18 protein-coding genes are annotated in these 19,879 nt (G+C 75.0%); 9 read left to right on the forward strand and 9 right to left on the reverse strand.

Features of this window, described 5'->3' with window-relative positions:
- Nucleotides 1-3: 3 nt before the first annotated feature.
- Nucleotides 4-1,266, reverse strand: a complete 1,263-nt coding sequence (locus FHX40_RS22645; RefSeq protein ID WP_142262006.1) for a glycosyltransferase 87 family protein — start codon at nucleotides 1,264-1,266, stop codon at nucleotides 4-6.
- A gap of 286 nt (nucleotides 1,267-1,552) precedes the next feature.
- Here FHX40_RS22645 and FHX40_RS22650 point away from each other — a divergent pair, with 286 nt between their 5' ends.
- Entirely contained in the window at nucleotides 1,553-3,733 is a 2,181-nt protein-coding gene (locus FHX40_RS22650; protein ID WP_229788481.1) for a hypothetical protein, read from the forward strand.
- Here the strand turns inward: FHX40_RS22650 and mptB are convergent.
- The 3 genes from mptB to FHX40_RS22665 all read right to left on the reverse strand — a co-directional run bounded on the left by mptB (nucleotide 3,633) and on the right by FHX40_RS22665 (nucleotide 7,092).
- Nucleotides 3,633-5,288, reverse strand: coding sequence for a polyprenol phosphomannose-dependent alpha 1,6 mannosyltransferase MptB (gene mptB / locus FHX40_RS22655; protein WP_142262008.1), 1,656 nt, complete (start codon nucleotides 5,286-5,288; stop codon nucleotides 3,633-3,635). The genes FHX40_RS22650 and mptB overlap by 101 nt on opposite strands.
- A gap of 5 nt (nucleotides 5,289-5,293) precedes the next feature.
- Complete coding sequence (locus tag FHX40_RS22660; protein ID WP_142262009.1) at nucleotides 5,294-6,019, reverse strand: glycosyltransferase family 2 protein; 726 nt, start codon at nucleotides 6,017-6,019, stop codon at nucleotides 5,294-5,296.
- A 725-nt stretch (nucleotides 6,020-6,744) separates the two neighbouring features.
- Complete coding sequence (locus FHX40_RS22665; RefSeq protein ID WP_142262010.1) at nucleotides 6,745-7,092, reverse strand: STAS domain-containing protein; 348 nt, start codon at nucleotides 7,090-7,092, stop codon at nucleotides 6,745-6,747.
- A gap of 163 nt (nucleotides 7,093-7,255) precedes the next feature.
- On the opposite strand from FHX40_RS22665, the gene FHX40_RS25585 reads away from it, so the two are divergent.
- The gene (locus FHX40_RS25585) at nucleotides 7,256-7,951 is read left to right on the forward strand and encodes a hypothetical protein (RefSeq protein ID WP_189136159.1); all 696 of its coding nucleotides are present in this window, start codon (nucleotides 7,256-7,258) and stop codon (nucleotides 7,949-7,951) included.
- A gap of 48 nt (nucleotides 7,952-7,999) precedes the next feature.
- On the opposite strand, the gene FHX40_RS22680 is transcribed toward FHX40_RS25585, so the two are convergent.
- From FHX40_RS22680 to FHX40_RS22695, 4 genes are all read right to left on the reverse strand, one after another.
- Nucleotides 8,000-8,713 (reverse strand): response regulator transcription factor, encoded by a 714-nt coding sequence (locus FHX40_RS22680; protein ID WP_142262011.1) that lies wholly within the window; start codon nucleotides 8,711-8,713, stop codon nucleotides 8,000-8,002.
- Nucleotides 8,714-8,967: 254 nt separating this feature from the next.
- Nucleotides 8,968-9,777 carry a DUF1295 domain-containing protein gene (locus FHX40_RS22685; protein ID WP_229788477.1) on the reverse strand — a complete coding sequence of 270 codons (810 nt, stop codon included), beginning with the start codon at nucleotides 9,775-9,777 and terminating at the stop codon, nucleotides 8,968-8,970.
- Entirely contained in the window at nucleotides 9,774-10,691 is a 918-nt protein-coding gene (locus FHX40_RS22690) for an SDR family NAD(P)-dependent oxidoreductase (RefSeq protein WP_142262012.1), read from the reverse strand. The genes FHX40_RS22685 and FHX40_RS22690 overlap by 4 nt, the downstream gene beginning before the upstream one ends.
- Nucleotides 10,688-11,896 carry an acetyl-CoA C-acyltransferase gene (locus FHX40_RS22695; protein ID WP_142262013.1) on the reverse strand — a complete coding sequence of 403 codons (1,209 nt, stop codon included), beginning with the start codon at nucleotides 11,894-11,896 and terminating at the stop codon, nucleotides 10,688-10,690. The genes FHX40_RS22690 and FHX40_RS22695 overlap by 4 nt, the downstream gene beginning before the upstream one ends.
- Nucleotides 11,897-12,087: 191 nt before the next feature.
- On the opposite strand from FHX40_RS22695, the gene FHX40_RS22700 reads away from it, so the two are divergent.
- From FHX40_RS22700 to FHX40_RS25290, 7 genes are all read left to right on the forward strand, one after another.
- Nucleotides 12,088-13,305, forward strand: coding sequence for an acetyl-CoA acetyltransferase (locus tag FHX40_RS22700; RefSeq protein ID WP_142262014.1), 1,218 nt, complete (start codon nucleotides 12,088-12,090; stop codon nucleotides 13,303-13,305).
- Nucleotides 13,306-13,319: 14 nt separating this feature from the next.
- On the forward strand, nucleotides 13,320-14,828 hold the full coding sequence (locus FHX40_RS22705) for a carotenoid oxygenase family protein (protein ID WP_142262015.1): 1,509 nt from the start codon (nucleotides 13,320-13,322) through the stop codon (nucleotides 14,826-14,828).
- 15 nt (nucleotides 14,829-14,843) lie between these two features.
- Nucleotides 14,844-15,824 (forward strand): winged helix-turn-helix transcriptional regulator, encoded by a 981-nt coding sequence (locus FHX40_RS22710; protein WP_142262016.1) that lies wholly within the window; start codon nucleotides 14,844-14,846, stop codon nucleotides 15,822-15,824.
- A gap of 134 nt (nucleotides 15,825-15,958) precedes the next feature.
- On the forward strand, nucleotides 15,959-17,650 hold the full coding sequence (locus tag FHX40_RS22715; RefSeq protein ID WP_142262017.1) for a class I adenylate-forming enzyme family protein: 1,692 nt from the start codon (nucleotides 15,959-15,961) through the stop codon (nucleotides 17,648-17,650).
- A 143-nt stretch (nucleotides 17,651-17,793) separates the two neighbouring features.
- On the forward strand, nucleotides 17,794-18,756 hold the full coding sequence (locus tag FHX40_RS22720) for an LLM class F420-dependent oxidoreductase (RefSeq protein ID WP_142262018.1): 963 nt from the start codon (nucleotides 17,794-17,796) through the stop codon (nucleotides 18,754-18,756).
- A gap of 285 nt (nucleotides 18,757-19,041) precedes the next feature.
- Nucleotides 19,042-19,212, forward strand: coding sequence for a hypothetical protein (locus tag FHX40_RS25285; RefSeq protein WP_170198967.1), 171 nt, complete (start codon nucleotides 19,042-19,044; stop codon nucleotides 19,210-19,212).
- A 5-nt stretch (nucleotides 19,213-19,217) separates the two neighbouring features.
- Nucleotides 19,218-19,370, forward strand: coding sequence for a hypothetical protein (locus FHX40_RS25290; RefSeq protein WP_170198970.1), 153 nt, complete (start codon nucleotides 19,218-19,220; stop codon nucleotides 19,368-19,370).
- Here FHX40_RS25290 and FHX40_RS22725 read toward each other — a convergent pair.
- The gene (locus tag FHX40_RS22725; protein ID WP_142262019.1) at nucleotides 19,353-19,850 is read right to left on the reverse strand and encodes an ATP-binding protein; all 498 of its coding nucleotides are present in this window, start codon (nucleotides 19,848-19,850) and stop codon (nucleotides 19,353-19,355) included. The two genes, FHX40_RS25290 and FHX40_RS22725, sit on opposite strands and share 18 nt — an antisense overlap.
- Nucleotides 19,851-19,879: the final 29 nt, after the last annotated feature.

Here is a 19,879-nt window from a genome sequence, read left to right on the forward strand (position 1 = left end):
TCCTCAGGGTCCCGCAGCGGAATCGGCCGCGGGCACCGGCGGCGTTCGCCGCAGGCGATGGCCGAGCAGCCACACCAGGACCACGGCGCCGATGCCGAACGCGTCCTGCACGATCCGGCCCACCACCGGGCTGAGCACGGGGATCTCCGCGGCCCGCAGCGACACCCCCCACCAGGGAATGGTGAGCACGTAGTAGAGCCAGATCCCGGCGGCGAGCCACAGCCGTGCCGGGTCGCGCCCGGTGGCGACGACCGCGCCGAGCACGACGACGATCCAGGCGAGGTGGTGGATCCAGGCGACCGGGGAGAGCAGTACGGCCATGAGCCCGGTGAGCGCGATCGCGGTCATCGGGTCGCCGTCGCGGAAGGCCCGGCGCGCGAAGCGGAAGCCGTACCAGGCGACGACCGCGACGAGGGCGAGCCAGATCGCGCTGGTGACCGCGTCGGGCAGGTAGATGCGCAGCAGCATGCCGCGGATCGACTGGTTCGTGGTGGCCGCGTTCGCGCCGACCCGGTCGGAGTCGAGCAGCGCGGAGAACCAGAAGTCGGCGGCGTCCTGCGGGATCACCGCGAACGGGGCGAGGGTGAGCAGCGCGGCGGTGAAGCACGCTATGAAGAAGGTCTGCCGCTGCTCGCGCGAGCCGTCCCGGCCGAACCCGGTGATGAGCAGGTAGATGAGGAAGACGCCGGGGGTGAGCTTGACCGCGGTGGCGAGGCCGATCAGCATGCCGCGCGGCCACCACGGCCGCCGCGCACTCAGGTCGACCAGGCAGAGCATGACGAGCAGGATGTCGATCTGGCCGAACCGGACCTGGTCGCGGATCGGCATGAGGTAGGTGCACGCGGCGGTGAGCAGGCCGAACGCCAGCGGCGCCCACGGCCCGGCGAACCGCCCGTCCGGGCCCTCCAGGGCGGCGCGGAACGCGTGCCGTACCGTGACGGCGAGGGCGACGAAGATGCCCGCGGTCCACACCCACTGCGCGACCGGCCAGGACATCCAGGCGAGCGGGATGGCGAGCAGCACCGCGATCGGCGGATAGGTGAACGGCAGCAGCTGCGGGGCGGGCGTGACGAAGTCGTACACCGGCATGCCCTGCAGCACGCTCTGCGCGCCGGTGCGGTAGACCTCCAGGTCCACCAGGCGCTGGTCGTCCGGGTTGGTCAGCCAGTACGCCACCACGGGCGCCGCCGCCACGACGATGATCAACCAGGCCAGCACCCGGCCCCAGACGGGTTTCCTGATCGCGGAGAGCGTGCCAGTCGTCACGACCCGGCAGGCTACCGCGATGTACGGCAGACTGGGTGGCCCACGAGGGGACAGCCGCCGAGCAGCACATTCCACCGCGAAACGGGGCGATCAGATGGGGGCAGCGAATCCGTGTCCGGCCGACGGCGTGCCGGTACCGCCGACCGGAGGGCGACGCCGCCCGCGGGCGACCGCCGCGCACTCCGCCATCCCCACCCCGCGACCGGCCGCTCGGGGGCCGCACCGTACGCATGCTCGGACGTGGCGCGGACTCCCCGCGGCGGCGACGGTCGCCGCCCTCGTCGCGTTGATCGCGCTCGTCGTGGGCGGCCCCGCCGCCGCGGCCGAGGCGGCGGCGAGCAGGGGGTCGAGCAGGGGGTACGGCACGGCCGGCGCGGTGACCGCCGACGCGGCCGGCGTCCCGAGGGGGCGGGTGGTGCTCATCGGGGTGCCCGGGCTGGAGTGGGCGGACCTGGAGGAGGGGGAGACCCCGAACCTGCGGCGGCTGGCCGGCCGGGGCGGGGCGGCGTCGCTCTCCACCCGGGCGATCCCGCCGCCGGACCGCGGCATCACCTGCGACGCCGCCGGATGGCTCACCGTCTCGGCGGGCCAGCGCGCCGGGACGCCGGGCGACGGGTGCGTGCGTCCCACGGCGCCGGCCCGCGGCGCGGACGGGTCGGCGCAGGTGCCCGGCTGGGCCGGGTACGACGCGTTCAACGCGGCGAGCGCGTACCGGGCGCGGATCGGGCTGCTCGGCCAGACGGTGCGGGACGCCGGTGGCCGGGTGGCGGCCGCCGGCCCGGGTGCGGCGCTCGCCGCCGCCGACCGGTCCGGGCGGGTGCCCGCGTACGCCGACGCCGTCGACGCGCTCGGCGATCTCGCGGCGTACCACCTGGTCGTGGTCGAGATCGCCGACCTCGCCCGGGCGGCCTCGGCCGGGCCGCCGTCGGCGGAGGCGCGGCGGCTCGCGGCGGCCGCCGCCGACGCGCGGATCGGCCAGGTGCTGCGGCGCGTCCCGGACGGCACGACCGTGCTCGTCGCCGGGATCTCCGACGTCACCGACGCGCCCCGGCTGCACGTGGCGATCGCGGCCGGACCGGCGGCCCCGGGCGGCGCGCCGTACCCGCGCGGGTTCCTCACCGCCGCGTCGACCCGCCAGGACGCCCTCGTCACGATCACCGACCTCACCGCGACCGTGCTCACCGCGCTCGGCCTCGAGACGGTGCCCGGCATGGTGGGCCGGGCCTGGACGCCGGGCGGCGCGGCGCCGGAGCCGGTGCTCGCCACCGTCGCCGAGCTCGCCGACGCCGACGTCGCCGGTCAGGTGCTGCGGCGGGTGCGGGCGCCGTTCTTCAGCCTGTTCGTCGCGGTGCAGCTGGTCTTCTACGGCGCCGCCGCGGTCGCGGTGCGCAGGCGGCCGGGCGGCCGGGCGCTCGCGGCCACCCGGGTGGTGGCGGTGGTGAGCGGCGCGGTCGCGGTGTCCACGTTCCTCGCCCAGCTCGTGCCGTGGTGGGGCATGCCGTACCCGATGACCGCGCTGATCGTCACGATCCTCGGCTTCGCCGGGCTGATCGCCGCGGTCGCGCTCGCCGGGCCGTGGCGGCGGCACGTGCTCGGGCCGCTCACCGTGGTCGCCGCCGTGACCTCGCTGGCGCTGCTCGCGGACGTGATGACCGGCTCCCGGCTCCAGGTGAACGCGGTCACCGGGTACGAGCCGGTGACCGGCGGGCGGTTCTACGGGTTCAGCAACATCGCCTTCGCGGTGTACGCCACGGGGACGATCCTCGCCCTCGCCGGGGTGGCGGGCGCGCTGCTCGCGCGGGGGCGGCGCCGCCTCGCGGTGGCGGTCTGCCTCGGGTACGGCGCGCTCGCGATCGCCGCGGACGGCTGGCCCGGGTGGGGGGCCGACTTCGGGGGCGTGCCCGCGTTCACCCTCGGGTTCGCGATCTTCATGATCATGCTCACCGGCCGCCGCCTCTCCCCGGCGCGGCTCGCGATCGGCGCGGCCGCGGGCGGCGTGCTGATCACGGCGATCGCGGTGGCGGACTGGCTGCGCCCGGCGGAGCGGCGCACCCACCTCGGCGCGTTCGTGCAGCAGGTGCTCGACGGCGAGGCGTTGGCCGTGGTGGGCCGCAAGTTCGGCGCGATGGTCGGCACGCTGGGGAACCTGCCGCTCACCGCGCTCGCGATCGCCGCGCTCGCGTTCCTCTACCTCGTGCTCGCCCGGCCCTCCCGGTGGGGCGCGTCCGCGCTCAGCCGGGCGTTCGAGCAGGCGCCCACGCTCCGCCCGGGGCTGTTCGGCGTGCTCACCTGCGCGCTCGTCGGCTTCGTGAGCAACGACTCGGGGGTGGCGATCCCGGCGATGGCGCTCACCGTGGCCGTGCCGCTCACCCTCGCCGCGTGCGTGCACGCGATCCGGCACGCCACGCCCACCCCGCAAGCGCCACCGTCAGCGCCAGCAGAATCCACGGCACCACGGTCGCCCTGACCCCGGTGACGAGCCACTCCAGGTCCTCCGGCCGCCCGGCCTGCCGCGCGGGCAGGTAGCCGAGGGAGAGCACGGCGAGCCGGGCCACCGCGAAGCCGTCGAGGGCGGTCGCGGGCACCATGGCGAGCAGCGCGAACAGCAGCCCGTCGTACCACGGCAGCGCGTACGGCGCGGCGACCAGCCAGGCCGCGACGACCACGGCCGCGGCCCCCGGCGCGGGATCGCCGCCGGTTCCGGTGAGCCGGTACGGCTCGCGCAGCGCCCGGGCGAGCAGCACGGCGAGCAGCACGAGCAGGGCGAGCGAGCCCGCCCGGATCCACGACCGGTAGCCGCCCGGCCCGAACAGGGCCTGCAGCCAGCCCTTCACCAGCGCCCACGGCGTGGCGAGTGAGACCATCTCGGTGGCCCGGGAGACCTGGTCGAGCACGTACGGCCCGGCGAGCAGGTAGCCGGCCCCGGCGACGGCGACCGCCACGCCCGCGACCACCGCGAGCCTGCCCACCCGCCACGGCCCGCCCTGGCCTGCCCTGGCCTGCCCTGGCCTGGGCTCCCCTGTGCCGGCCGGTTCGTCCACCCGCCCACCGCCCGCCGGGGCCGTCTCGGCCGCCGGCACGGCCGCGGCGCCGCCCGCCTCCCGGCCCCGCGGCCCGATCGGCGCGGCCACCCGGTCGCCGGTCCCGGCGGTCGCGGGGTCGCGCCGCCACGGCCGCAGCGCCCAGGCGGGGCCGAGCGCGGCGAGCCCGGCGTTGACCTTCACCGCGACGCCGAGGCCGAGCAGCGCGCCCGCCCCGGCGAGCCGGTACGGCGAGGCGGCCGGCCAGGCCGGTCCCCCGGCGACGAGGGCGGCGACCATGCAGGCGACCGCGAGCGTGTCCACGTGCATGCCCGCGGCGAGGTGGTAGATCACGAGCGGGTTCGCCGCCCACAGCAGGGCCGCCCGGGCCCGGCCGGCCGGGGCGGCGTACCGGTGGAGCAGCACCGCCACGGCGACGAACGCCGCCGCGTTCACCAGTTCCATGGCGAACACGGTGAGCCGTACCGAGGTGCCGCCGATCAGGCTCGCCGCGAACTGCACCGCGGTGGCCGCCGGGCCGTACACGCTCGGCGTGTCCCGCCACTCCTCCACGGCGGCCGCCACCGGGTCGGCGGGCAGGCCGGCGGGCGTGGCCTGGTACGGGTCGAGGCCGAGCGCGGCGATGCGGCCGTAGGCGGCGTAGTTGAGATGGTCGGCCGAGCCGGACGGCGGCAGGAACGCGAGGACGACCGCGGCGAGACAGCCCGCGAGCAGCAGCCGCCGGGGGTCGGGGGACCAGCCGCGGGCGAGCGCCGCGAGCCCGGCGGCGAGGCCCAGCGCGCCGAAGACGAGCGCGGCCGCGCCGAGCGCGATGGCCAGGTGCGGGCCCGGGCCGAGGCCGAGCGAGTACGGCGGCTGCCCGGGCGTCCCGGCGAGGTGCGGCACCATCGCGGACGGGCCGAGCAGGCCGATGAGGATCGTGAGCGCGATGCCTGCGGTCAGGCCGGTGACCGCCAGGTACGGCAGCGCGCGGGTGCGCATCGGCGTCAGCGGCGACCGCCGCGCAGCTTCGCGAGCTGTGCCGCGATCACCGGCTCGCGGGCGGCGAGCGCGAGGGCGACGTCGCGGAACTGCCTGGCCCGGTGCAGCTGCGACCGCCAGTCGTTGCCGGTGGCCCGGTGGGCCATGTCGACCTCGACCTCGACCACCCGGTACCCCCTGCGGATCAGGTCGATGGTGAGCCCGGTCTCCACCCCGAACCCGTGGGCGAGCGGGCGCGCCGCCTCGAACGCGGCCCGGGTGAGGCAGCGCTGGCCGTTGAGCGGCTGGGTCGCCTCGAACCCGACGGCCCGCTTGATGCCCTCGTAGGCGAGCTTCACCACGAAGCCGTGGCCGCCGCGGCGGACCCGGTTACGGAACACGGCGATGGTCATGTCCGCGGTGCCGGCCCGGACCGGCTCGATCAGCGGGGCCGCCTCGGCCGCGGTCTCGCCCAGGTCGGCGTCGAGGAACAGCAGGTGGCGCGGCTCGCCCTCGTCGAGCAGGGCCACCGCCTCGGCGCCGCTCTCCATCGCGGCGGCCTTGCCGCGGTTACGGCTGTGCCGTACCACGCGGGCGCCCGCCGCCTTGGCGATGCGGCCGGTCTGGTCGGTCGAGCCGTCGTCGACCACGACGACGAGGCCCACCCCCGGCAGGGCGCGGGCCGCGGTCACGGTCGCGCCGATGCGGGCGGCCTCGTTCTTCGCGGGAATGATCACCGCAGTGTCGTCCATGACGCCCTAGGCTAGTGCGCCGCCCGGCACCCCCGGGGCGTTCCGGCGCGGGCACGCCGCGGTCGCGGGCGGCGGCCGCAGGGCCGGTGGATCACGCCGCGGGCCGCGAGGACGTCCGGCGGCGGCGACGGGACGGACGGGACAACGTGTGAAAGCCGCGAATCACAGTCACATACGCGGCACAGCGGGGCGCTTGGGGATCTCTTTAACGCCTGCCCCGAATGAGAAAAATGATCGCAATTCAAGATCGATTACGGCCGCACCCAAAATCTCGCCAAAAGCGAACGGCGTGATCACTTCTGAAACGGCCGACAGAAAGCAGGCAAATCTTCTGATTTACGCAATTTTCACGGCGCTTTCCGCTCCGATCACCGTCGGTTCCCTCCCGCCGCCACACGGCGACCCCCTGGGCGGGCCGTGCCGTACCCCGGATAGGGGCCGAGGCCGTACGGCACGCGGGCCGGCACGACGTACGGCCGCGCCTGCCGGCGTCCGATCGGACAGCCCGGGCGCACCGCCCTCGGGCGCACGGCGGCACCCAGGGGCGCTCGGGCATGCGCCCGGTCGCGCATTCGCCCACGTCGGCGCGCTCCAGCGCCGTCACGCCCGCGGCCGCGGGCCGTGGCGACCCGGTCGCGCGCCTGCACGCACGTCACGGACCGGCCACCGCGCCGGATCGGCGGCGCGGCGCCACCGACGACGAGGAACGTTCCGGGTCGATGCGGCTACCCGGACTGCTCGGTGAGCAGCTCCGCGGGCACCTGGTCGTGTACGACGAACACCGAGTCGAGGCCCGTCACCTGCAGGATCTTGCGCACCGCCGGGCGCGGCGCGGCGACCTCGAGCCCGCCGCCGCGCTCCCGCAGCCGCTTGAGGGCGGACAGCAGCACGTTCATCCCGGTGGAGTCGCAGAACTCCACGCCGGACATGTCGATGACGACCCGCGAGGGACCGTCCTCCAGCAGGCGGGCGAACTCGGCCTGCAGACGCGGCGCCGTGTACAGGTCGATTTCACCGACGATGGTCATCACGGCGTTACCGGCCGTGACCCGAGTCGAGACTTTCAGCTCCACAGCGGGCACACTAGCGCCGTCCCGGCCTCCGGTCACGCTCTCTGCCGATTCCTGACCGAGTGAAGAGTCGTCCGCCCTTCGTTCCCGGATTTCGGTCACACGAAAACGGAGAGTACGCAAGTATTGACTCTCTGAGAGGCCGAGGTATCGGGGGCCAGGACTCATGACGATCGAACCGCCCGAGGATCCGCACCGCATCCTGCTGCGCCAGCGTCTTTCGGCGCTGCTGGCCCGGGCCGAGCGCGCCTCGCCGTGGCGCGGCCGGCTCGCCCCGCTGCGCGCGCTCGTCAACCGGGACGGCTACGTCCCGGTCCGCGCCCGGCTCACCGTCGAGGACCTCGACTTCCTCGCCTCCGCCCGGGAGGAGGTGCTGTCGCTGAGCGGCCTGCTGCTGCGCCTGCTCGACCTGCACCAGCCGCGCGACGCGGGCGGCATCACGAACAACGGCCCCCATCCGGTGCTGCGCTGCCGCAGTTGCATGTGGCGCTGGCCGTGCCCGACCTTCCGCGCCCTCTCCGACGCGATCCTCCAGCCCGCCGCCCACGCCGCCGGACCCGGCCACGCCGAGCCCGCGGGCGCGGCCCCCGGCGAGCCGACCGGCGCCCCGGCCGACGCCGCTCCCGCCGGCACGCTCCCGGCCGCCACGCCGCCACGCGACGAGCCCGTGGCCGACCGGCCCGTGGCGGCACGCGCCGAGTCCGGCCCGCCCGCCGAGCCCGTGCCACGGCCCGCGCCGCCCACCCGGCGCGTGCGCCCCGGGCCGTCCCCCGCGTCGTCCCCCGCGCCCGCCGCCGACGGCCCGCCCGCGGGCCGCGTCGCGCGCATGCCGTACCTCGCCCCCACCGGCCGCGGGCTGTGACGCTCCGTCGCCCACCCGGCACGCCGCGCCGTACGGCACGGCCCCGGGTCACCCCTCCATCGGCTCGTACCGGTACCCAACGCCCCAGACGGTGACGATCCGCCGCGGGGCGGTCGGGTCCTTCTCGATCTTTTCGCGGAGCCGCCGCACGTGCACGGTGACCGTCGAGGAGTCGCCGAACGACCAGCCCCACACCTGGTGGAGCAGCGCGGCCCGGCTGAACGCCTGGCGCGGGTTGCGCATGAGGTGGGTGAGCAGGTCGAACTCCCGCGTGGTGAGGGTCACCGCGGCGTCGCCGAGCCGTACGTCGCGGGCGCCGACGTCGACGACGAGGTCGCCGTCGCGCAGCACGCCGCCCGCCGCCCCGGACGCCACCGCCGTGCCGCGCGACCGGCGCAGCAGCGACCCCACCCGCAGGGCGAGCTCGCGCGGGCTGAACGGCTTGGTCACGTAGTCCTCGGCCCCGATCTCCACCGCCACGGCCCGGTCGAGGTCGTCGCCGGACACGGTGAGCATGATCACCGGCCCGGGCGAGGGCTCCCGCAGCGCCCGGCACATCTCCACCACCTCGGGCTGCGGGGTCCTGAGGTCGAGGATGACGAGGTCCGGCGGCTCGGCCGAGGCGCGCCGCAGCGCCTTGGCCGCGTCGCGCACCCACTCCACCCGGTGCCCGTCGCGTTCCAGGTAGCGCACGATCACCTCGGCGATCGTGGGGTCGTGCTCCACCACGAGGATGCGGGACGGCGGGCTCCCCCCGGTCATGGTCGCCTCCCCGCCCCCGGCCTTGTCGCGCACGCCGGCGAACCGGTACGGCTCGCCCGCCCGGTCATCCCACGCAGCGGGCCGCCATGCCCACCCCCGGCGATGCGCGAACACCGCGATTCGCCACAAAGTGCCGCCCGGTTCGCGTCCATGCACACAAGGTACTGAGCGGACACGACCTCCGGGTCCGCCGCGACCACAGCCGGTCACCGCGGCCCGGCCGTACCGGACGAGACGGCACCGGCCGCGCGGGCTCATCGGCCCCGGCGGCGCGGCGGGCGGGGGAGGAAGCCGCTGGTGCGCGCCACGTACGCGGCGTACTCGGGGCCGCGCGAGCGGGCCATGCGGCGCTCGAGCAGGGCCTTGCCGGTGCGGTTGACGAGCATGTGGGTCATGAGGATCGGGCCGACGACCGTGGGCAGGCCGCTCCAGTGGGAGCAGGCGAGCAGGAACATGCCCCACCAGACCGTGGCGTCGCCGAAGTAGTTGGGGTGCCGGGTCCACGCCCACAGGCCGCGGTCGAGCACCTTGCCGTGGTTCGCCGGGTCGGCCCTGAACCGGGCGAGCTGGTGGTCGCCGACCGCCTCGAACAGGAAGCCGACCGTCCACACCGCCACCGCGAGCACGGTGACGAGGCCGAGCGGCACGTCCTGGTACATCGACACCTGCACCGGCAGCGAGACCACCCACATGGTCCGGCCCTGCGGCCAGTAGATCGTGCGGAGCGTGAACGGCACCACCGGGCCGGTGCACCGGCGCAGCAGCGCGGCGTAGCGGGGGTCCTCGCCGTGGCCCCGGGCGCGCCGGTGGATGTGCCCGGCGAGGCGCAGTCCCCAGACGGCGGTGAGGGCGAGCACGAGGACCCGGCGCGCGGTCAGCCCCTCCCCCTGCAGGCCGGAGAGGAGGAAGCTCACCGCGGCGATGATCACGAAGCCGAGGCCCCAGACCGTGTCGATCACGCTGTGCCGGCCCAGCCGCAGCGCCGCGGCGAGGGTGGCGAGCATGGTGGCCGCCACCACGACGGCCGTCACCGCCAGGTTGACCAGCAGCGGGACGAGGCTCACGGCCGGGACGCCTCCTCGGCCCGCCCGGTGGCGAGCTCCTCGGCGAGGTCGAGGAACGCCTCGCGGGCCGTGCCGTACCCGCGGCCGGGGGCGCTCCGGCTGCGGTCGAGCAGCTCCCCCAGCCGGTCGGGGGCGAGCGGGCCGTAGGGCAGCGGCACGGTCGCGTGCTCGAGCACGCTCACCGCGCGCAGGCCGCCGCCCGCGGCGACGAGCACCTCGCCGTTGAGCGTGCAGCCCGGGTCGCACAGCGCGGCGACCACCGGGGCGACCGCGGCCGGGTCGAGCAGCGGCCGGTACCGCTCGTCGATCGCCGCGTCGGTGAGCTGGGTGACCGCGTACGGCAGCAGCACGTTGGCGAACACCCCGTGCCGGGCGCCCTCGGCCGCGATCGACCGGCCGAGCGCGATGATGCCGCCCTTGCTCGCCGCGTACGCCGACAGGCCGACCTCGCCGTGCAGGCCGCCGGTGCTCGCCACGAGCACGATCCGCCCGTGCCCGGCCTTGCGCATCTCGGCGGCGCAGGCCGCGGCGACCTGGGCGGTGCCGAGCAGGTTGGTGCGGATCACCGTGGCGAAGTCCTCGGGGGAGACCTTGTGGAACATGCCGGGGCCGCCGATCGCGGCGCTGGTCACGCAGCCGTCGATGCGGCCCCAGGTGCCGAGGGCGAGCTCGACGATGCGCCGCGCGGTGGCCGGGTCGGTCACGTCGCCGTGCTCGGCGACCGCCTCGCCGCCGTTCGCGCGGATCTCGGCGACCACGTGGTCGGCCGGGCCGAGCCCGGCGTCGTCCACCACGCGGTTGCGGTTGTTCACCACCACCCGGGCGCCGCGGGCGGCGAGCTCGAGGGCGAACGCCCGGCCGAGGCCGCGTCCGCCGCCGGTCACCACGATCACCCGGCCGTCGAGGCTTTTCATGCCGGCACCCTTTCCAGTACCACGGCCACGCCGAGCCCGGCCGCGCCGCTCACCGCGGCCACGCCGTACCGGCCCTCGCGGCGCTCCAGCTCGTCCACGCAGCCGCCGACCATGATCGCGCCGGTGGCGCCGAAGGCGTGGCCCATCGCGATCGTGCCGCCGTTCGGGTTGAGCCGGTCCGGGCCGGCGTCGAGGTCGCGGCGGAAGGTCAGGCAGAGCGCGGCGAACGCCTCGGCGAACTCGAACACGTCGATGTCGGCGGGGGTGAGCCCGGCCCGCGCGATCGCCCGCTCCACCGCCGCCTGGCCCGCGGTGAGCATGAGCACCGGGTCGACCGCGGCGGTCGCGCAGGCCACCACGCGGGCCCGCGGGCGGAGCCCGGCGGCCTCGGCGGCCGCGGCGTCGCCGAGCAGCAGCAGCGCGGCCCCGTCCGCGAGCGACGGGGAGGTGCCCACGGTGTGCAGGTGCTCGATGCGCCCGGCCTCCGGGTGGGCGGCGAGCGCGATCGCGTCCTGGCCCTGCGCGCCGAGCTCGGCGAACGCGGGCGGCAGTGCGGCGAGGCCCTCCGCGGTGGTGTCCGGGCGGACCAGCTCGTCCCGGTCGAAGAGCGTGCCGTCGGGCAGCTCGACCGGCACCACCGAGCCGGCGTACGCGCCGCGCTCCCAGGCCTCGGCCGCCTTGCGCTGGGTCTCCACGCCGTACGCGTCGAGCTGCTCGCGCGTGTAGCCCTCCAGCGTGGCGTTGAGGTCGGCGGCGATGCCCATGTGCACCGAGCCGACCTGCCGGATCACCTCGGCGTCCGTCCACAGCGGCGCCCGGTCGGCGAACATCGGCACCCGGGACACGCTCTCCACCCCGCCGGCCACCGCGAGTTGCAGCTCACCGGCCCGGATGCGGGCGCTCACCTGGGCGACCGCGTCGATCCCGGAGGCGCAGAACCGGTTGACCGCGCCGCCCGGCACGTGGTCGCCCCAGCCCGCGAGCAGGGTGGCGGTACGGGCGAGGTTGCCACCCTGGTCGTCCACCTGCGAGGCCGACCCGATGATCACGTCCTCCACGCGTTCCGGGTCGAGCCCGGTGCGCTCCACCAGCGCCCGCTGCAGCCGTACCACGAGGTCGAGCGGGCGCACCCCGGCGAGCGAGCCGCGGGACGAGCCCTTGCCGCGGGGCGTGCGCACGTAGTCCAGCACGAAGGCGTCCGCCACGAGTGACTCCTCCGCTCCGTAGCGTTGCTCCGCTAAATGTAGCCAGACCCTTTGCACGCCACAAGACTGATTTATCCGGCTCTGCCCTGGTTACCAGCGGGCACGAAATCGCCCATTGACATCTGCAACTCTCACTGTTGTAGTAAGGGGCCACCGGCCCGTCCGGGCCGTGCAGCAAGGGAGGCCCCGCGATGACCACCGGCGTGTGGATCCTGGGCGGCCATCAGACGGACTTCGCCCGCAACTGGACCCGTGAGGGCCTGGAGCTCTCCGATCTCGCCCGCGAGGTGACCACCAAGACGCTTGAGGACGCCGGACTCGAGCCGGCCGACGTCGACGTGATCCACGTCGGCAACGCCTTCGGCGAGCTGTACACCGGGCAGGGACACCTCGGCGGCATGCCCGCCACCGTGCTCCCCGAGCTGTGGGGGACGCCCGCGGCCCGGCACGAGGCCGCCTGCGCCTCCGGCGGGGTCGCGATCCTCGCGGCAATGGCCGACCTGGAGTCCGGCCGCTACGACGTCGCGCTCGTGCTCGGCCTCGAGCTCGAGCGCACCGTGCCCGGCGACCTCGCGGCCGAGAGGATGCGCGCCGCCTCGTGGGTCGGCCACGAGGCACAGGAGGCCAGGTTCGTCTGGCCGTACACCTTCGCCGCGCTCGCCGACGAGTACGACCGCCGCTACGGCGTCGACGACCGGCACCTGCGCGCGATCGCCGAGCTCAATTTCCGCAACGCCAAGGCGAACCCGAACGCCCAGACCCGGAGCTGGGAGTTCACCGACCGGCACTTCACCGACGACGACGAGGTCAACCCGCCGGTGGCGGGCCGGCTGCGCCGCTACGACTGCAGCCAGATCACCGACGGCGGCGCCGGGCTCGTGCTGGTGAGCGAGCGCTTCCTCGCCGAGCGCGCCCCGTCCGGGGTGCGCTCCCGCGTCCAGGGCTGGGGCCACCGCACCGTCGCCCTGCCGCTCGACCACAAACTGCGGCGCTCCGCCGACGAGCCGTACGTGCTGCCGCACGTGCGCGAGGCGGCGCTCGACGCGTTCCGGCGGGCCGGCATCCCCGGCGTGGCGGCGGTCGACGGGGTCGAGGTCCACGACTGCTTCACCATGTCCGAGTACCTGGCGATCGACCACCTCGGGCTCACCGGCCCCGGCGAGAGCTGGAAGGCGATCGAGAACGGCGACCTGGAACGCGACGGCCGCTGCCCGGTCAACCCCGGCGGCGGGCTGCTCGGCATCGGCCACCCGGTCGGCGCGACCGGCGTGCGCATGGTGCTCGACGCCCACCGCCAGGTCACCGGTACGGCGGGGCCGACGCAGCTCGAGCGGGCCCGCCGCTTCGCCACCCTCAACATCGGCGGCAGCACGACCACCACCGTGAGCTTCGTCATCGGCACCGAGTGAAGGAGGAGAACCCCATGGACGTCCAGGTCGTGGGGCGGGCGTTGTCCACCCTGCCGGAGGACGACGACCACCCCTACCGCACCGGGCCGTGGCGCCCGCAGACCACCGAGTGGGCCGCCGACGACCTCGACGTGGAGGGCGAGATCCCGGCCGATCTCGACGGCGTCTACCTGCGCAACACCGAGAACCCGGTGCACCCGGCGATCGAGCTGTACCACCCGTTCGACGGCGACGGCATGATCCACCTGATCGGGTTCCGGGACGGCAAGGCGTTCTACCGCAACCGGTTCATCCGCACCGACGGGTTCCTCGCCGAGCAGGAGGCGGGCCGCGCGCTGTGGGCGGGCATCGCCGAGCGGCGCGAGAAGGGCATCCGCAAGGACGGCTGGGGCGCCCGCGGCGGGCTGAAGGACTCCTCCAGCACCGACGTGGTGGTGCACGCCGGGGTCGCGCTCACCAGCTTCTACCAGTGCGGCGAGGTGTACCGGCTCGACCCGTTCACCCTCGACACGCTCGGCAAGGCCGACTGGGCCCCGGAGTGCGGGGTGTCCGCGCACACCAAGGTCGACCCGCGCACCGGCGAGCTGCTGTTCTTCAACTACACGACCGAGGCGCCGTACATGCACTACGGCGTGGTCGACGCGGACAACCGGCTGGTGCACTACACCGAGGTCCCGCTGCCCGGGCCCCGGCTGCCGCACGACATGGCCTTCACCGAGAACTACGCCATCCTCAACGACTTCCCGCTCTTCTGGGAGCCCGAGCTGCTCAAGAAGGGCGTCTACGCGGTCCGCTTCCACCCGGAGATCCCGAGCCGGCTCGGCGTCATCCCGCGCCGCGGCGGGCCGGGCGACATCCGCTGGTTCGAGGCGAGCCCGACGTACGTGCTGCACTGGATCAACGCCTACGAGGACGGCGACGAGATCGTCCTCGACGGCTTCTACCAGGACGACCCCGAGCCGGCCGACACCGGGGAGGGCGGCGTCTACCGGCGCATGTTCCGCTTCCTCGCCCTCGACCGGATGCAGACCCGGCTGCACCGCTGGCGGCTCAACCTCGTCACCGGCGAGGTGAAGGAGGAGCGGCTCACCGACACGATCACCGAGTTCGGCGTGGCCAACACCCTCATCGGCGGGCAGCGCCACCGGTACGCGTACGCCGCGACCGGCGTGGAGGGCTGGTTCCTGCTCAACGGCCTGGTCCGGCACGACACCGAGACCGGCGCCGAGCAGCGCTACCGGCTGCCGGAGGGGGTGTACCTGAGCGAGCCCGCGATGGCCCCGCGGGTCGGCGCCACGTCCGAGGACGACGGCTACGTCCTTACCTTTACCCTTGACATGAACGAGGATCGGTCCGACTGCCTGATCTTCGAGGCGTCGCGGATCGAGGACGGGCCGATCGCTCGGGTCCGGCTGCCGGAGCGGATCTGCAGCGGCACCCACGCCACGTGGGCGCCCGGGTCCGCGATCCCCGGCTGGCATCAGACGGAGTCGGCGGCCGACGCCCTCGGTTTCCGTCGATGAAAGGCGCCCGATTCGTTGACCCCGAGACCCGCCACCGCGGACGGCCCCGCCGAGCCGCTCGTCCACCCCCCGGACCGGCCCACCCGGCTCGCGCCCGGCGGGACGAACGCGGTCGGGTACACGCTCGGGCTGGTGAGCGACGAGTGGAACCTGCTGATCCTCCGGTACGCGATGGCGGGCGCCCGGCGGTACGCGGACTGGCGCGACGCGCTGCCGATCTCGCACGCGGTGCTCACCCGGCGGCTCGCCTACCTCACCGAGATGGGGGTGTTCGAGCGCACCCGGTACCAGGGCGGTAACCGCCTGGCGTACACGCTCACCAAGCGGGGCCGCGACCTGTGGCCCGTGCTGCTGGCGATCTGGGCGTGGGAGGCGGCGTGGGTGCCGGTCCACGTGGAACGGCTGCCGCGGATGGTGCACCGCGGGTGCGGGCGGGAGTTCACCCCCGTGCTCGAGTGCGCCGCCTGCGGCCGGCCGGTCGAGCCGCGCGACGTCGCGGGCGCGTTCGGCCCGAGCGGAAGCTGGAGCCGCTCGGTCCCGGCCGCGTCCACCCGGCGCCGGTCCGAGTCGACCGGCACGGCGGGGATGTTCCCCGAGACCATGGCGCTGATCGGCAACCGCTGGTCGGCGGCGATCCTCGGGGCCGCGTTCCTCGGCGCACGCCGGTTCCGCGACTTCGCCCAGTGGCTCGGCGCGCCGCCGTCCATCGTCTCGGCACGGCTGCGGACCTTCTGCGAGCTGGGCGTCTTCGCCCAGGAGCCGAACCCCGAACGACCCGACTGGCACACCTACCGGCTCACCAAGAAGGGCCGGGCCTTCTTTCCCGTCGCGATGACCGCCCTCGCCTGGGGCCAACGCTGGTTCCGCGCGCCCGAGGGGCCCGCGCTGGTCTTCACCCACCGCGCCTGCGGCCAGGACTTCCACGGCCGGCTCGCCTGCGACCAGTGCGCCTCGCCGCTGCGCGGCAGCGAGGTGCTCGTGGAATCCCCTAGCTGACCGCGGCGCACCCCGTCCACGGAGCCCGCACCCGGGGGCTCCGTGCACCCCCCATCGTTCACCGACCGTCATCCGTGGATGACGGTCCGTCTTCCCATCCACACATCGCCCCCGCACGCAGGAAGGAACGGAAGATGACCTACCGGGGCTTGCATCCCAAGGAGCGGGTCGAGGAGTACGTCGGACGCGGCTGGTGGACCAACGAGACGCTGGACGACCTGTTCCGGGCCCGGGTCGCGGCGGATCCCGACCGCACCGCGATCGTCGACCCGGCGAACCGGCGCGACCTCGTCGGCACCGACCCGCGCCGGCTCACCTGGCGGGAGCTGGACGCCGAGGTGGTGGCGCTCGCCGCCACGCTGCTCGACCACGGGTTGCGGCAGGGGCAGGTGCTCGCCGTACAGCTGCCGAACACGATCGAGCTCGCCGCCGTCTACCTCGCCTGCTGGCGGCTCGGCATCGTGATCTCGCCGCTGCCGGTGCAGTACCGCGAGCACGAGATCAACCGGGTCCGGGAGATCGTCGACGTCGCCGCGTTCCTCACCATCGACCGGGTGGGCGACCGCCGGCTCGCCGCCGAGGCCGCCTCGACCGGGGTCAAGGTGCTCGCGTACGGCGCCGACCTGCCCGAGGGCGTCACCCGGCTGGAGCCCGCCGCGGCCACCCCCGAGCAGGCCGCGGCCGTGGACGCGTACGTCGCCGAGCACCCGATCGACCCCAACGACTGCGCCACGATCTGCTGGACGTCCGGCACCGAGAGCATGCCGAAGGGCGTGCAGCGCACCCACTACGACTGGATCGCGATCAGCTGGAACACCATCGACGCGCCCGCGCTCACCGACGCCGACGTGCTGCTCAACCCGTTCCCCATGGTGAACATGGCGGGCATCAACGGCATGTTCCTGCCCTGGCTGCGGGTCGGCGGCCTGCTCGTCCAGCACCACCCGTTCGACCTGCCCACCTTCCTGCGCCAGATCGCCGAGGAGAAGGCCACCTACACGGTCGCCCCGCCCCCGCTGCTCAACCTGCTGCTCGCCAGGAGCGAGCTGCTCGCCGGGACCGACATCTCCTCGCTGCGCATGATCGGCTCCGGCTCGGCCCCGCTCTCCCCGGACATGGTGAAGGGCTGGCAGGAGCGGTACGGCATCGGCGTGATCAACTTCTTCGGGTCGAACGAGGGCGTGGCGCTGCTCACCACCCCGCGCGACGTGCCCGACCCGGTGGAGCGCGCCCGCTACTTCCCCCGGTACGGCGTGCCGGGCATGACCTGGAGCGCCCGCACCGCCACCCAGGTGGAGGTGAAGCTCGTCGACCTCGCCACCGGCGAGGAGATCACCGAGCCCGGCGTGCCCGGCGAGCTGCGGATCCGGGGCCCGATGCTGTTCCCCGGGTACGTGGACGGCGACCGGCTGCCCAGCCCGTTCGACGAGGAGGGCTTCCTGAAGACCGGCGACGTGTTCCAGATCGCCGGGGACAGGAACCAGTTCCTCGAGTACATCGACCGGGCCAAGGACATGGTGATCCGCGGCGGCATGAACGTCGCGCCCGCCGAGCTGGAGAACCTGATCCTCGGCCACCCGTCCGTCGCCGAGGTGGCGGTGGTCGGCGTGCCGGACGAGGTGTACGGCGAGCGGGTGTGCGCGGTGGTGGTGCCGCGCGAGGGCGCCACGGTGACCCTCGACGACATCACCGCGTACCTGCGGGAGCGCAAGATCGCCTCGTACAAGCTGCCCGAGCGGCTGGAGATCCGCCCGGCGCTGCCGCGCAACCCGCTGGGCAAGCTGCTCAAGCGGCAGCTCCGCGACGAGCTGCGCGGCCAGGGCTGACGCGCGCCGAGCCGTACCCTCGGCCGCCCGACCAGCGCGCCGGTGCCGCGGGATGGCGCGCCCCGCGGCGCCGGCGCGAGCCGCCGGGGCCGGCAGCGGTTTCCACCGGATGAGCGCGCGGCGGGAGATCACGAAGGAGCCCCATGCACATCGAGGTTTCGCTTGGCCTGTGGCAGGACCGCCCGGCGGAGGAGGCGCTGCGCACCGCGCGCGCCGCCGACGAGTACGGCTACCCGGCGGTGTGGGTGGGCGAGATGGCGACGTACGACGCCTTCGCCCTGGCCACCGCGGCGGGCCTGGGCATGACCCGGGCGTCGCTCGTGCTCGGGCCGTTCGCGGTGTCGGTGCGCGACCCGATGATGATCGCGATGGGCGCGGCCTCGGTCGCCGCGCTCACCGGCCGCCCGGTCTCGGTGGCGATCGGCACCTCCAGCGCGGTGCTCGTCGAGGAGTGGCACGGCCGGTCCCGGGCCGGGGCGGCGACGGCGCTCGCGGAGACCGCCGAGGCGCTCGGGCCGCTGCTCGCGGGCGAGCGCTCCGACTTCACCGGCACGCACGTGCGCTCCCGCGGCTACCGGCTGCGGCTGCCCGCGCCCGGCGCCGAGCTCACCGTGGCCGCGTTCGGCCCGTCCGCGGTCGAGACGGCCGCGCGGTTCGCCTCCCGCATGGTGGTCAACCTGGTGAGCCCGGAGGCGGCCGGGGAGCTCGCCGCGGCGGTGCGCGAGGCCGCGGACCGGCTCGGCCGGCCCGCGCCGCGCGTCGCCGCCTGGATCCCGGCGGCGGTCGACGCGGACCGGGCGGCGATCGACCAGGCCCGCCGCGGCCTCGTGGGGTATCTGGCCGCGCCGGGGTACGCGCGCATGTTCGAGCAGGCGGGCTTCGGCGACATCGTCGCGCTCGCCCGCAGCCGCCCGCACCCGCGCGAGCTGCTCGCCGCGATCCCGGACGAGATGGTGCACACGATCGGCGCGTTCGGCACCCGCGACGAGGTCACCGCCCGGCTCGCCGCCTACGCCAAGGCGGGCGTCGACGACCTCGTCATCGTGCCGTCCTCCACCGAGCGCGACCCGGCGGGCGTCGGCACCCTCGCCGCGCTGCGCCCGTAGCGGCCGCCTCGGCCCGGTGGCCCGGCGAGCGGCAGGACACAGACGCCCTGCCCCGGTCGCGGGCGCCGCCTCGGCCCGGCCGTACCGCAGGGCGCCTGCGCCTCGGTGCCGCCGCGGCACCCCCGGTACGGCGTGCGTGGACGTGCCCGCCGTACCGGCCGCCGGTGCCCGCCGGCCTGTCCCGCCCGCTCACCCGCGCGGCGGCCGCGCCCGCCGGGGCGGTGATGTGGATCTGTGACCCGCGAAGTCATCGCGGCGGGCGGGATGACGACGTAGCGTGGGGGCATGGCCCGACTCATCCTGGCGATCCTGGGGGCGGTGCTCGCCCTCTTCGTGGTCTTCTCGTTCGTCATTCCGGCGCTCTTCGCGCTGGTGAAGCTCGCCCTCGTTCTCGGCCTGATCGGCCTGATCGTGTTCCTGGTGGTCGCGTTCGTCGGCAAGAGCTCGACGCGATAGCCGTGATGGGACCCCTCGCGCCGTTCGCGGACCTGGTCGCGGGGTCGCCCGGCCTCGTGACCCTGACCGCGTTCGGCCTGATCGGGGTCACCCTGCTCATGCCGGCCTCGGCGGCCGGCCTCGTGGCGGGCATGCCGCGGTCAGCCGCGCTCGCCTGACACGCTCATCTCGGCCTCGGCGATCCGGGAGGTGGTCACGGCGTGGCCGTTGAGGCCGCCCGGCTCGCCGGGCTCGGCCGCGAGCTCGTGGGCGACGCGGAGGACCGCCCACACGGTGGTGCCGTCGTCGTCGTACCGCACCCCCCATTGCTCGGCGAGGTACTCGACGATGCCGAGCCCGCGCCCGCCCAGCGAGGACAGCGTGGCCCGGCCGGCGCGCGGCGCGGTCGCCGCCCCGCCGTCGGTCACCTGCACCTCGACGTTTTCCCCGGAGAACTCCCAGGCCACCCGGACCTTTCCCGACGGCAGCGGATGCGCGTGCCGCAGGGCGTTGCTCAGCAGTTCGCTCATCACCAGGACGGCATCGTCGGCGACCGCGGCGAAAATCCCCCGTGCCCGAAGGTCGGCGGCCAGGCGCTGGCGTGCGACGGCGACGCTGGACGGCGCGTACGGCAGCAGCACGACGCTCGACGCACTCACCTCCCCGTTTCCGGTTCCCCCTGAGGAAA

This window comes from Thermopolyspora flexuosa, assembly GCF_006716785.1.
In the GTDB taxonomy this organism is placed as follows: Bacteria; Actinomycetota; Actinomycetes; order Streptosporangiales; family Streptosporangiaceae; genus Thermopolyspora; species Thermopolyspora flexuosa.

Bases quoted from the DNA above. Each gene is read 5' to 3' on its own strand.
- mptB (WP_142262008.1), bottom strand. From the start codon at position 5,288: ATGCGCACCCGCGCGCTGCCGTACCTGGCGGTCACCGGCCTGACCGCA.
- FHX40_RS22660 (WP_142262009.1), bottom strand. From the start codon at position 6,019: ATGGACGACACTGCGGTGATCATTCCCGCGAAGAACGAGGCCGCCCGC.
- FHX40_RS25585 (WP_189136159.1), top strand. From the start codon at position 7,256: ATGACGATCGAACCGCCCGAGGATCCGCACCGCATCCTGCTGCGCCAG.
- FHX40_RS22680 (WP_142262011.1), bottom strand. From the start codon at position 8,713: ATGACCGGGGGGAGCCCGCCGTCCCGCATCCTCGTGGTGGAGCACGAC.
- FHX40_RS22690 (WP_142262012.1), bottom strand. From the start codon at position 10,691: ATGAAAAGCCTCGACGGCCGGGTGATCGTGGTGACCGGCGGCGGACGC.
- FHX40_RS22700 (WP_142262014.1), top strand. From the start codon at position 12,088: ATGACCACCGGCGTGTGGATCCTGGGCGGCCATCAGACGGACTTCGCC.
- FHX40_RS22705 (WP_142262015.1), top strand. From the start codon at position 13,320: ATGGACGTCCAGGTCGTGGGGCGGGCGTTGTCCACCCTGCCGGAGGAC.
- FHX40_RS22715 (WP_142262017.1), top strand. From the start codon at position 15,959: ATGACCTACCGGGGCTTGCATCCCAAGGAGCGGGTCGAGGAGTACGTC.
- FHX40_RS22720 (WP_142262018.1), top strand. From the start codon at position 17,794: ATGCACATCGAGGTTTCGCTTGGCCTGTGGCAGGACCGCCCGGCGGAG.
- FHX40_RS25285 (WP_170198967.1), top strand. From the start codon at position 19,042: ATGGCCCGACTCATCCTGGCGATCCTGGGGGCGGTGCTCGCCCTCTTC.
- FHX40_RS25290 (WP_170198970.1), top strand. From the start codon at position 19,218: ATGGGACCCCTCGCGCCGTTCGCGGACCTGGTCGCGGGGTCGCCCGGC.